General features: G+C 67.5%; 12 protein-coding genes. 9 read left to right on the top strand and 3 right to left on the bottom strand.

Annotated elements, in window-relative coordinates:
- Positions 1-443: 443 nt before the first annotated feature.
- Together JOZ00_RS14460 and JOZ00_RS14455 are read left to right on the top strand one after the other, a co-directional pair.
- Positions 444-1,127 carry a M15 family metallopeptidase gene (locus tag JOZ00_RS14460; protein WP_293344639.1) on the top strand — a complete coding sequence of 228 codons (684 nt, stop codon included), beginning with the start codon at positions 444-446 and terminating at the stop codon, positions 1,125-1,127.
- A gap of 63 nt (positions 1,128-1,190) precedes the next feature.
- On the top strand, positions 1,191-1,994 hold the full coding sequence (locus JOZ00_RS14455) for a class I SAM-dependent methyltransferase (RefSeq protein WP_293344638.1): 804 nt from the start codon (positions 1,191-1,193) through the stop codon (positions 1,992-1,994).
- Between the two features lie 19 nt (positions 1,995-2,013).
- Here JOZ00_RS14455 and JOZ00_RS14450 read toward each other — a convergent pair whose 3' ends face one another.
- Positions 2,014-2,838: an NAD(P)-dependent oxidoreductase gene (locus JOZ00_RS14450; protein WP_293344637.1), complete on the bottom strand. Its 825-nt coding sequence runs from the start codon at positions 2,836-2,838 to the stop codon at positions 2,014-2,016.
- 69 nt (positions 2,839-2,907) lie between these two features.
- Between JOZ00_RS14450 and JOZ00_RS14445 the strand changes: the two genes are divergently transcribed.
- Genes JOZ00_RS14445 through JOZ00_RS14430 form a run of 4 tightly spaced genes read left to right on the top strand, consistent with a single transcriptional unit; the run spans position 2,908 to position 6,900 of the window.
- Positions 2,908-4,485: a methylmalonyl-CoA mutase family protein gene (locus JOZ00_RS14445; protein ID WP_293344636.1), complete on the top strand. Its 1,578-nt coding sequence runs from the start codon at positions 2,908-2,910 to the stop codon at positions 4,483-4,485.
- Positions 4,485-4,922 (top strand): cobalamin-dependent protein, encoded by a 438-nt coding sequence (locus JOZ00_RS14440; protein WP_293344635.1) that lies wholly within the window; start codon positions 4,485-4,487, stop codon positions 4,920-4,922. The genes JOZ00_RS14445 and JOZ00_RS14440 overlap by 1 nt, the downstream gene beginning before the upstream one ends.
- Positions 4,907-5,863 carry an LLM class F420-dependent oxidoreductase gene (locus tag JOZ00_RS14435; protein ID WP_293344634.1) on the top strand — a complete coding sequence of 319 codons (957 nt, stop codon included), beginning with the start codon at positions 4,907-4,909 and terminating at the stop codon, positions 5,861-5,863. Before JOZ00_RS14440 ends, JOZ00_RS14435 begins: the two co-directional genes overlap by 16 nt.
- Positions 5,860-6,900: a CoA transferase gene (locus tag JOZ00_RS14430; protein WP_293344633.1), complete on the top strand. Its 1,041-nt coding sequence runs from the start codon at positions 5,860-5,862 to the stop codon at positions 6,898-6,900. The genes JOZ00_RS14435 and JOZ00_RS14430 overlap by 4 nt, the downstream gene beginning before the upstream one ends.
- Here JOZ00_RS14430 and JOZ00_RS14425 read toward each other — a convergent pair.
- Positions 6,897-7,817: a LysR family transcriptional regulator gene (locus JOZ00_RS14425; RefSeq protein WP_293344632.1), complete on the bottom strand. Its 921-nt coding sequence runs from the start codon at positions 7,815-7,817 to the stop codon at positions 6,897-6,899. The two genes, JOZ00_RS14430 and JOZ00_RS14425, sit on opposite strands and share 4 nt — an antisense overlap.
- 166 nt (positions 7,818-7,983) lie before the next feature.
- On the opposite strand from JOZ00_RS14425, the gene JOZ00_RS14420 reads away from it, so the two are divergent.
- Genes JOZ00_RS14420 through JOZ00_RS14410 form a run of 3 tightly spaced genes read left to right on the top strand, consistent with a single transcriptional unit; the run spans position 7,984 to position 10,658 of the window.
- Positions 7,984-8,877 carry an SDR family oxidoreductase gene (locus JOZ00_RS14420; protein ID WP_293344631.1) on the top strand — a complete coding sequence of 298 codons (894 nt, stop codon included), beginning with the start codon at positions 7,984-7,986 and terminating at the stop codon, positions 8,875-8,877.
- Between the two features lie 12 nt (positions 8,878-8,889).
- Positions 8,890-9,693 carry an LLM class flavin-dependent oxidoreductase gene (locus JOZ00_RS14415; RefSeq protein ID WP_293344630.1) on the top strand — a complete coding sequence of 268 codons (804 nt, stop codon included), beginning with the start codon at positions 8,890-8,892 and terminating at the stop codon, positions 9,691-9,693.
- Positions 9,694-9,737: 44 nt separating this feature from the next.
- On the top strand, positions 9,738-10,658 hold the full coding sequence (locus JOZ00_RS14410) for a TIGR03619 family F420-dependent LLM class oxidoreductase (RefSeq protein ID WP_293344629.1): 921 nt from the start codon (positions 9,738-9,740) through the stop codon (positions 10,656-10,658).
- Here JOZ00_RS14410 and JOZ00_RS14405 read toward each other — a convergent pair.
- A partial coding sequence (locus JOZ00_RS14405; RefSeq protein WP_293344628.1) for an amidohydrolase family protein occupies positions 10,655-11,579 on the bottom strand: 925 nt, incomplete at its 5' end. The genes JOZ00_RS14410 and JOZ00_RS14405 overlap by 4 nt on opposite strands.

Raw genomic sequence — 11,579 nt, 5'->3', positions numbered from 1 at the left:
AGCGTGTTCAGTTCGAGGTTGAGCAAGGAGCCAAGGGGCCCCAGGCAGTAGGAGTCACCGCCGTCTAAGAACCTCACATACATCGCGGTGGGCTGGTGCGGTTGCTTCGCACCAGCCCACCGGACTTTTCGGCGTTACTGATCGCGGCTCGCCAGCCCTTTCACCTGCTGGTAGTAGATGATGTTGCCGCCGTCGCCCACCCACGACGAGGTCGGCGCCGCAGGCGAGCCCGGTCAGGTAGTCGGCATGGATCAAAGCCTTTGGGCCGAAACGCGAATTGATCGTGTTGTGCATGACACCCACGCCGAACTTCGCCATCGCCTTAGCTCCTTCGAGCCGCCGGCCACAGGCTAGCCGATCGGCTAGCCACGACCATAGATGACGGATCTCGCTTCATCAATGCCTCGGGCGATGAGGACAATGACCCCATGCGTATCGCGTGGATGCTGCGGTCGGCGATCGCGGTGGGACTGGTCGCTGCGGGCGGGACGCTCACCGCGCACGCGGGCCCCGACGTGCCGCCGGTCAGCGACGCCGCACGCGCGGCCGGATTCGTCGACGTCCTAACCGTCGTCCCCGACGCGGTGATCGACCTGCGTTACGCAACCACGAACAATTTCACCCGCACGCAGTTGTATCCGTCCGATGCCCGCTGCCTCGTGCACCAGTCGATGGCCTCCGGCCTGGCCACCGCGGCCGGCGCGTTGCGACCGCAGGGGCACGTCCTGGTCTTCTGGGACTGCTATCGACCCCACGACGTCCAGGTCAGGATGTTCAACGTCGTTCCGAACCCCGCGTGGGTCGCGCGTCCGGGCCAGTATGCGCATAGCCACGAGTCGGGCCGTTCGGTCGACGTGACGTTCACTACCACGCAGTCGCCATGTCAGTCCGGTCAGCACGCGGGCGGACTCTGCCTTGCCGACATGGGCACCGACTTCGACGACTTCACCCCGCGGGCAACGGCTTTCGCGACCCAAGGGGTGAGCGCCGACGCCCAGGCGAACCGGGCCGCGCTGCGGGACGCCATGAAGTATGGCGGGCTGCAGCCGTATTCGGGCGAGTGGTGGCATTTCGACGGCGCCGGCGCCGGCGTCGACCGCCCGATTCTCAACGTCCCGGTCGATTAGGCCTATCTCATATATTGAGACGTCAGTTTCATAATACGAACAGCGCCGCTAAGCTTTGGCCCCATGAACGCTGCGAAGTACACCCACGGACATCACGAGTCGGTGCTCCGCGGTCACCAGCGACGCACCGCGCAAGACTCCGCGGCCTACCTGCTGCCGTATCTGGAATCCGGTGCGTCGGTGCTCGACGTCGGGTGCGGTCCCGGCACCATCACCGCCGACCTCGCCGCGTTGGTGGCGCCCGGATCGGTCACGGCTGTCGACGAATCCGCCGACGTCCTCGACGTGGCGCGTGCCGAAGCGCAGCAGCGCAACCTGTCCAATGTCTCGTTCGCAACCGCCGACGTGCACCAACTCGACTTTCCCGACGACACTTTCGACGTCGTGCACGCGCACCAGGTGCTGCAGCACGTTGCCGATCCGGTTGCGGCGCTGCGCGAGATGCGACGGGTGTGTGCGCCGGGCGGCATCGTGGCGGCCCGAGACGCCGACTACGCGGGGTTCATCTGGTTCCCCCAGCTGCCGGCGCTGGACCGGTGGCGCGATCTCTACGGACGCGCCGCCCGCGCCAACCACGGTGAGCCGGACGCGGGACGCCGGCTGCTGTCGTGGGCCAAGCAGGCCGGATTCGACGACATCGCGCCGACGGGCAGCCTGTGGTGCTACGCCACGCCCGCGTCGCGCGAATGGTGGGGCGGAATGTGGGCCGACCGGATCGTGCATTCGCGGATCGCCCGCGACCTGCTCGACCTCGGTTTGGCCACGGCCGAGCAGCTCGACGAGATCGCCGCGGCGTGGCGCGCCTGGGCCGCGGCCCCGGACGGCTGGATCGCGATCCCGCACGGCGAAATCATCTGCCGCGCATAGGTTTTGGAGTCCGCGCTGATCAGTCCAGGAACAGGTCCGGAATCGGCTGCTGGCCGCCCCCGTACTTCGACAGGTCCGTGATCCCGGCCGACCGCAGCAGCTCGGAGTCGATGTGGCAGTCACCGGTGGCTTCCCTGGAGGGGCGGGTGATGATCTCCACGGCCGCGTCGGCCATGATCTCGGGGCTGCGCGACGACTCCGCCAGCCGGTCGCCGTCGGCCATGTTCGCGACGGCCGCGGTGGCGATGTAGGTCTGCGGCCACAGGCAGTTCACCGCGATCCCGTCGTCGGCGAACTCGGCCGCCCAGCCCAGTGACAGCAACGTCATCCCGTATTTGGACAGCGTGTAGGCGGGATGCGCGCCCAGCCAGCGAGGATTCATGTTGATCGGGGGCGAGATGGTGAGCACGTGCGGGTTGGCGGACTTCTGCAAATGCGGCACGCAGGCTTTGGTCAGCAGGAAGGTGCCGCGCAGGTTGATCTCCTGCATCAGGTCGTACTTCTTGGCCGACAGCGTGGCCGTGGGCTCCACCGCGATGGCGCTGGCGTTGTTGACACAGACATCGATGCCGCCGAACCGCTCCACCGCCGCGTCGACCACGCGCTGCACATCCTCTTCGCGGCGCACGTCGCCGACGACCGCAAGTGCCTGACCGCCCGCGGCCTCGACCTCGGCGGCCGCGGTGTGCACCGTGCCGGGGAGGCGCGGATGGGGGGTGTCGGTCTTGGCGAGCAGCACCACGTTGGCGCCCTGCTGGGCCGCCCCGAGTCCGATGGCCAGGCCGATGCCGCGGCTGCCGCCGGAGATCACGACGGTGCGGCCGGCGAGCTTACCGTTCGACATTCGTCTCCTTTTTCGCAGGTCAGAGTATGGTATTGGCATTCTCTTTTTTTGCAAGTACGTTATCAGTCGATGGATAACGAGATTCAGACACCATCCGGCATTCCGCTTGCGCCGGTGTACGGCCCGGGGGATATCAGCGCGCCGCCTCCGCAACCGGGGGAGTTTCCCTTCACGCGGGGCAACTTCGCGTCCGGCTACCGCGGCAAGCTCTGGACGTTGCGTCAGTACTCGGGCTTCGGCACCGCCGAGGAGTCCAACCGTCGCTACCGCTACCTGCTGGACCAAGGTGGCACGGGGCTGTCGGTCGCACTCGACCTGCCGACCCAGTGCGGTTACGACTCCGACGATCCCGAGTTCGGCGAAGAGGTCGGCCGGGTGGGCGTCGCGGTCGACACGCTGGCCGACTTCGAGATCCTGTTCGACGGCATTCCGCTGGACAAGCTCAGCACCAGCATGACGATCAACGGCACGGCGGCGATTCTGCTGGCGTTCTACGTCGCGGCCGCCGAGAAGAAGGGCGTCCCGCGGGCGAAGCTGACCGGCACCATTCAGAACGACATTCTCAAGGAGTACGCCTCGCGTGGCACCTGGATCTGGCCGCCGGAACCGTCGCTGCGGCTGATCGCCGACACCATCGAGTTCTGCGCGGCCGAGGTTCCCAGGTTCAACGCGATCTCGGTGGCGGGAGCGCACTTCCGCGACGCGGGGGCCAACGCAGTGCAGGAGATGGCGTTCACCCTGGCCGACGGCGTCACCTACTGCGACACCGTGGTGGAGCGGGGCCGGATGACCATCGATCAGTTCGCGCCGCAGATCTCGTTCTTCTTCTACACCCACGGGGATTTCTTCGAGGAGATCGCCAAATACCGTGCGGGACGCCGACGTTGGGCGACGATCGTGCGGGAGCGCTACGGCGCGACCAAGGACAAGGCGGCGATGTTCCGCTTCGGCTGCGTCTGTGGCGGCGCGTCCCTGTACGGACCGCAGGCCCACAACAACATCGTCCGGGTGGCGTACGAGGCGATGGCCGCGGTGCTGGGCGGCGTCCAGTCGATGTTCACCGCGGCCTGGGACGAACCGTTCGCCCTGCCCACGGAGGAGACGACGACGCTGGCGCTGCGCACGCAGCAGATCCTGGCGCACGAAACCGGTGTGGCCAGCGTCGCCGATCCGCTCGGCGGGTCCTACTTCGTCGAGGCGCTCACCGATGCCACCGAGGCCCGCATCATCGAGATCATGGACGATCTCGAGCGGCACGGCGGGATGGTCAGCGCGATCGAGGATGGCTATCTGCAGGGGCTGATCGCCGACGAGGCCTACCGGATGCATCAGGACATCGAGGCCGGCACACGCCCGGTTGTCGGGGTGAACCGCTTCGTTTCCGAGGAGACCGAGCCCGACGTCGTCACCTACGAGCTCGACGCCGAGGGCCGCGATCTGCAGCTCAAGCGACTCTCCAAGGTGAAGGCCGAAAGGGACGCTGCCGCAGTGAAATCCACGCTCGCCGAGCTGTCGCGCGCCGCGGAGGGGACCGACAATCTGATGCATCAGCTGGTCGACTGCGCCAATGCCTACTGCACGGTCGGTGAGATGGTCTCCGCGCTCAAAGCGGTGTGGGGCGAATTCCAGCAGCCGGTGGTGTTCTGATGACCGCCCGCATCCTGGTGGCCAAGCCCGGCCTCGACGGCCACGACCGCGGCGCCAAGATCGTCGCCCGCACCCTGCGCGACGCCGGCTTCGAGGTGATCTACACCGGCATCCGGCAGCGCATCGAAGACATCGCCTCGATCGCCGTGCAGGAGGACGTGGCCGTGGTCGGCCTGAGCATCCTGTCCGGTGCCCACCTGGCGCTCACGGCGCGCACCATCGAGGCATTGCGCGCCGCCGATGCCGCGGACATCGCCGTCGTCGTCGGGGGAACCATTCCGCACGCCGATGTGCCCAAGTTGTTGGAAGCCGGTGCGGCAGCGGTGTTTCCCACCGGGACACCTCTGGACACCCTGGTGCGCGACGTCCGCGCACTGACCGGTACCCGCGACCCCGAGGCCCCCGAAGTAGAGGAAACACAGTGCGCATCGGAGTAATGATCGGCGCCGAGCGTGGCGACATGGCCCGCAAGGTATCCAAGCTGGCCTCCGATATCGAATGGGCCGAATCCGCGGGTCTGGATACCGCGTGGATGCCGCAGGTGCCCAACGATTTCGACTGCCTGACGATGGTGTCGCTGATGGCCGCCCACAGCTCGCGCATCGAGCTGGGTACCGCGGTGGTGCCGCTGCAGGCCCAACACCCGATTGCCCTTGCCCGCCAAGCACTCTCGACGCATGCGGTGGCCGGGGGACGGTTGGCGCTGGGCGTCGGGCCGTCGCACCACTGGATCATCCGGGACATGCTCGGCCTGCCTTATGAGAAGCCCGCCGCCTACACCCGTGACTACCTGCAGGTACTCAACGCCGCCATCACCGGTCCGGGACCGGTTGACGTCGAGAACGATTCGTTCACGGTGCACAATCCGACGGCGATCGGGGCCGACACCCCGATGCCGGTGCTGGTTGCCGCGCTGGGGCCCGTGATGCTGCAGCTCGCCGGTGAGCTGGCCGACGGCACCGTGTTGTGGATGGCCGATGAGCGCGCCATCGGCGATCACATCGCGCCGAAGATCACCAAGGCCGCCGCGGATGCCGGGCGTCCCGCGCCGCGCATCGTCGCGGGCATCCCGGTATGCCTTTGTGCGCCTTCGCAAGTCGATGAGGCCAAGGAGCGGGCCAACCGTATCCTGGGCGAGGCCGAGGTGTCGCCCAATTACCAGCGCCTGCTCGATCGCGGCGATGCCCGCGATGTCGGTGACCTGTGTGCGGCGGGCGACGAGGACGGGATTCTGGCCCGGATGCGCCGCTTCGCCGACGCCGGTGTGACGGACTTGTCGGTGCGGCTGCTGCCGATCGGCGACAACCGCGACGAGCTGGTCGCGTCCAAACGCCGCACCCGCGAGATGATCGCCTCGCTCGCGACGGAGCTGCGTTGAGTGCAGGAAATGCCGGGCCGCTGGCGGGGATCCGGATCCTCGAGGTCGGCACCATGCTGGCCGGCCCGTACGCCACCATGCTGCTGGCCGATCTCGGAGCCGAGGTCACCAAGATCGAGCCCGCCGGCGGCGAGATCTCCCGCGGGGTCGGGCCGACGTACTTCGCCAGCCTGAACCGCAACAAGTCCAGCATCTGCCTGGACCTGAATTCCGATGCGGGACAGCAACGCCTGGGCGAGCTCGTGGCGCAATCACATGCGCTGCTGGTGAACCTGAAACCCTCGGCCATCCGCCGACTGGGCCTCACCTACGACCAGCTGCGACGGCACAACGACCGGATCGTCTGTGTGGCGATCACCGGCTTCGGTCTGCACGGCGGCGACGATCCGGCGTTCGACTACGTCGTTCAGGCGGGCTTCGGCATCGCCGCGCTGACCGGCGATCCGGACGGCCCGCCGACGCTGCCCGGATATTCGTCGGCCGACAACTCCACCGGAATGTCCGCCGCGCTGGGGCTGTTGGCCAAGATCATCTCGGGCACCGGGGGTCAGGTGGACGTGTCGCTGCGCGACGTCATGCTCTCGCAGCTGAACTACCACGCGTCGGCCTACCTGAACAACGGCATCGAGCCGCAGCGCCGCCCCCATGGGGCGCATTCGTATTACGTTCCCGCTCAGCTCTTTCCGACCTCTGATGGATATCTCGCGCTGTTCATCACCCACGACGGATTCTGGAAATCCTTTGCCGCCGAGGCAGGTATCGGCGGTTTCGAGACCATGGCCGAACGGGTGGCCCGCCGCGACGAGGTGCTGAGCATCGTCACGGCGATGCTGGCGACGGACACCGCGGCGGGCTGGGAGCGGCGACTGCGTCCGCTCGGGGTTCCGGCCGCGGCGGTTCGGACGCTGCCCGAAGCACTCGAAGCGACACCCGAAGTCGTAGTCACGGCGGGCGATTTCCGGCTCATCAGGAGTCCGATCAACGTTTCGGGTTACGAGCCCGAATACCGGCCACCGCCAAAGCTGTCCGAAGGTTAGTCGGCGCCCGGGGCTGACCGGGCCGGACCGTTCAGGTGGGCCTCGGCGAGCTTGCGGAACACGGCGACCAGCCGGCTGCGGTCACCGGCCCGCGTCGCCAGCACGACGTGGCTGGGCTCGACGCCTTCCAAAGGCACCGTGGTGATATCCGGCCGCAGGGCGTTGCCGTGAAAGCCGGCCGTGATCGCGACGGCTTGACCGGAGGCGATGAGTTCGAACTTGTCCTCGAGCGCCTCGATGAACGGGCCGTCGGGCGCCCGGCGCCCATCGGGACGCGGGTCGACGCGCCAGTACGCGCTCCACGCCGGATCGGAATGCCGCACCCGCGGCATCGGCTCGTCGGCGATGTCGTCGAGCGTGACCGACTCCTTGCCCGCCAGCCGGTGGTCGATGGGGATCGCGAGCACCCGGGGCTCGTCGTAGAGGACCGTCACGTGCAGCTGCTCGGTGGGGAACGGCAGCCGGGTCACCACCGCGTCCACCCGGTGTTCGAGTAGCGCGTCGCGCGCCTGGTTCCAGTCCAGGTGCGTGACTTGCACGTCGGCGTCGGGGTTTTCGCGACGCAGCTCGCGTACCGCCGGGGTGGTGATCATCCCCATCGTGTAGCCGATGACGATGCGGCTGGGCTGCGCGGCGGCCAGCGCCTGCGCCCTGGCCGCAACGGCCGACCGCAGTAGCGCCTTGGCCCGCGGCAGGAACACCTGGCCGGCATCGGTGAGGCGGGTGCCCTGCGGGGTGCGGTCCAGCAGCCGGACCCCCAGCTGTTGTTCCAGTCGGCGAATCTGCCGGCTCAACGACGGCTGCGCGACGCGCAGCGCGGTGGCCGCCCGGCCGAAGTGGCTGTGCTCGGCCACCACCACGAAGTACCCGACCAGGCGCAGGTCGAGGTCCACCACCGGTGATGGCGAGTCCGTCATGCGCCCAGTGTAATCGGCTGTATCGACGGCCAGCCGCCGAATATCAGATTTACGTGCAGTGATACCTGAATTGCATCGCGCGATATGGAAGAGGACTTGGACATGCCGCGGGGCCGGCCTTTGACTTGATGGCGTAGCTCGACAAGGAAATTCAGAAGGGATCACCATGCATGTCTTTGTGACCGGCGCGAGCGGACACATCGGTTCAGCCGTCGTCGACGAACTCCTGGAAGCCGGACACAGCGTCACCGGTCTGGCCCGCTCCGACGAATCCGCCGCCGCCCTAGCGGCGAAGGGCGTCAACGTCCGCCGGGGCGACCTCGACGACCTTGACGCCCTGCGCGACGGCGCGGCGGCCTCGGACGGGGTCATCCACCTCGCCTTCCGGCACGACTTTGACGACTTCGTCGGTGCGGCCGCGACGGACCTGCGCGCCGTTCAGGCCATGGGCGAGGCGCTGGTCGGCTCCGACCGCCCGTTCGTCAGCACCTGCGGAACACTGATACTGGCCTTCGTGGCGCCCGGCACGCTCGCGACCGAACAGGACACGCTGGAGGCCGGCCCGCGGATCGACTCGGAGAATTTCGTGATCGGGCTGGGTGAGCGCGGGGTGCGGTCATCGGTTGTGCGGCTGTCGCCGTTGGTACACAGCAATCTGGACCACCACGGTTTCACCCACATCCTGATCAATGGCGCCCGCGAGGCCGGCAAGTCCGTCTACATCGGCGACGGAGCCAACCGCTGGCCCGCTGTCCACACGCTCGACGCCGCACACCTGTACCGGCTCGCGCTCGAAAACGCGCCCGCCGGAACGCGTTTGCACGGGGTCGCCGACGAAGGCGTGCCATTCCGCGACATCGCCGGGGTGATCGGCCGGCATCTCGATGTGCCCACGGTCGGCGTCTCCACCGAGGAGGCCGCTCACCTCGGCTTCCTCGCCGGCTTCGCACCGCTGGACAATCCGACGTCGAGCGCTCTGACGCAAAAGGTCGTGGACTGGCACCCGGAACGGCCCGGGCTGATCGAAGACCTCGACGCTGGCCACTACTTCGGCGAGTGAAGGGGAATGAAAATGACTGACACAGTGGTCGGCGCGGCCCGCAAGGCGTTGGGACCGGTGGGCGTATGCCTGCCGGTTTCCTTCACCAGCGCGCCATCCGCCGAATCGCAACGCGAAGCGGTGGGCCGATTGGAACGCGCCGGGTACGGCGCCGTCTGGACCAACGAAGTGATCGGCAAGGACGCCTTGGTGCAACTCGCCACGCTGCTCGCAGCCACCGAGCGCATGGTGTTCGGCACCTGTATCGCCAACATCTGGGCGCGGCCGGCTCAGACGATGCATGCCGCGGCAGCCCAACTGGCACAGGCGTATCCGGGCAGGTTCGTCCTCGGCTTGGGAGTCGGCTACCCCGAGCAGGCGGCCAGCGTCGGGCGGGAATTCGGCAAGCCGCTGGCCACCATGCGCGACTATCTGGACGAGATGCGAGCCCCCACCTTTCCGCCGGCGCCCGATGCCCCCTACGCACGGATCATCGCCGCCAACGGACCGAAGATGCTCGCGCTGGCGGGCGACGCGGCGGACGGCGCGCTGCCGGCCATGATGCCCCCGGAACTCACCGCACGAGTGCGACGGCAGCTGGGGCCGGACAAGCTACTGGTAGTCGGGCTGTCGGTGACGCCGGGCGACGACGAGGAGCGGGCGAAAGCGACTGTCGCGCAAGATGACTCGACCGCCATCGTCGCCAAGGTGAGCGAGCATCTGGCCGCGGGCGCCGATCACGTCACGCTGCTGCCCGCCGTCGGCGGAGAATTCGCGGCCGGCGTGGACCACCTCGAACGGCTGGCGCCGGCGCTGGTCGATGGTGCCGTCGCGTGAGGAACCCTTGTCGCTGAGGCGCCCGCCTGGCTAAGGTGCCAGGGGTGAAACTCGTCTTCAACCTTCCACACATGCTGCGGCTCAAGGCGATGTCGCAGCCGTGGGAGGCGGCGGTGACGGGCGCCGATCAGACCCGGATGGCCAAGTGCGCGGACCAGTGGGGCTACGACATGATCGCCGTCCCAGAGCATTTCGCGATCCCGACCGAGCACGTCGAGCTGTCCGGGCCGCACTATCTGCAATCGACGGTCGCGCAGGCGTACCTCGCCGGTGCCACCGAACGGATACGGCTCAATTCCTGCGTTACCTTGCTGCCGCTGCAACATCCGATCGTGCTGGCCAAAGCCCTCGCCACCGCCGACTGGATGAGCGGCGGGCGGATGATGGTCACCTTCGGCGTCGGCTGGCTGCAACGCGAGTTCGAGTTACTCGGCGTTCCGTTCGGGGAGCGCGGCCGCATCGCCGACGAATACCTGGCAGCCATCATCGAACTCCTGACCAGTGACACACCGCGGTTCGAGGGCAAGTACGTGTCGTTCGACCAGATCGCGTTCGAGCCCAAACCGATTCAGCAGCCACACTTGCCCATCTGGATCGGCGGGGACGCCGACGCCGCGCTGCGCCGGGCGGCGAAGTACGCGTCGGGGTGGTGGCCGTTTCTGACCCCGCCGGACCAGATCGCGCAGCGGCTGGATTTCCTCAAGTCGCAACCCGGGTATGACGGGAGGCCCTTTGAGGTGATGCACGGCATGGCGACGACCCGCGTCGGGGAAGGCCATGTAACACGCGACGACCCGAATGCGCGCCCGGGGATGAGCGCGGGTGAGCTGGTCGAGCGGTTGAGTTGGCTTGCGCAGCAGGGCGTTACGGTGAGCGCCGTGCCGCTGCCCGCGGTGCGCGGAGTCGACGAATACCTCGACTATGCGCGCTGGGTGATCGAGGAGATCAAGCCGCAGGTCGGCTAGGCGAGCTGCTTCTGCTGATACAGCCGGGCCCACTCGGCCCGGGGCCGGATCGACACGTCCACGTCAAGAGCCTTGTCGCGCAACGCTTTTACGTTCGCTCGCTCGCGCGGAGTGCGGGCGAACGGATCCCAGCCGAAGAACCGGCACGAGTTCTGCCAGGTGATCTTCTCGATGTCCGAGTCGTCGGCGCCGGCGGCTTTCAGCTCGGCCAGCACCTGCTCGGGGGCGTCGGGCCAGAAGCAGTCGGAGTGGGGGTAGTCGCATTCCCACGCGATGATGTCGATGCCGATCTCGTGGCGCAGCTTCAGTGAGGTCTTGTCGGTCACGTAGCAGGCCAGCGAGTGCTCGCGGAACACGTCGCTGGGCAGCTTGTCGCCGAAGTCGCGCCGCAGCCACTTCTGGTTGGTGTAGTGGCGGTCGCTGCGGTCGAGGTAGAACGGAATCCAGCCGATACCGCCTTCGGAGAAGGCGAATTTCAGGTCGGGATAGTTGCGCATCGCGGGACCCCACAACAGGTCCTGGGCGCACATCGCCGAGACCTGGGTGGCCAGGATGATCAGGTTGTCGATCGGCGCGTTGGGGGCCATGCTGATCGCCCCGAAGCCGGTGCCGATGTGCAGACACATCACGACATTCTCGTCGGACAACGTGCGGAACACCGGGCCCCAGTAGTCCTCGTCGTGGTAGCTCGGAAGTCCTTCCAGATGCGGCAGTTCCGGCATGGTGACGGCCCGGCAGCCCTTCGCGGCGACCCGGCGGATCTCGGCGCACATGGCCTCGGGATTCCACGTCGGCAGGACGGCGATCGGGATGAAGCGGTCCGGATACGACCCGGCCCAGTCGTCGATGTGCCAGTCGTTGTAGGCCGACACCATGACGAGCGTGACCTCTTCGCGGTGCATGTTGAGGTGTCGCGCCGAG

The organism is Mycobacterium sp. (assembly GCF_019243155.1).
Taxonomy (GTDB): Bacteria; Actinomycetota; Actinomycetes; order Mycobacteriales; family Mycobacteriaceae; genus Mycobacterium.
This window is presented reverse-complemented; position numbering and strand designations above follow the sequence as displayed.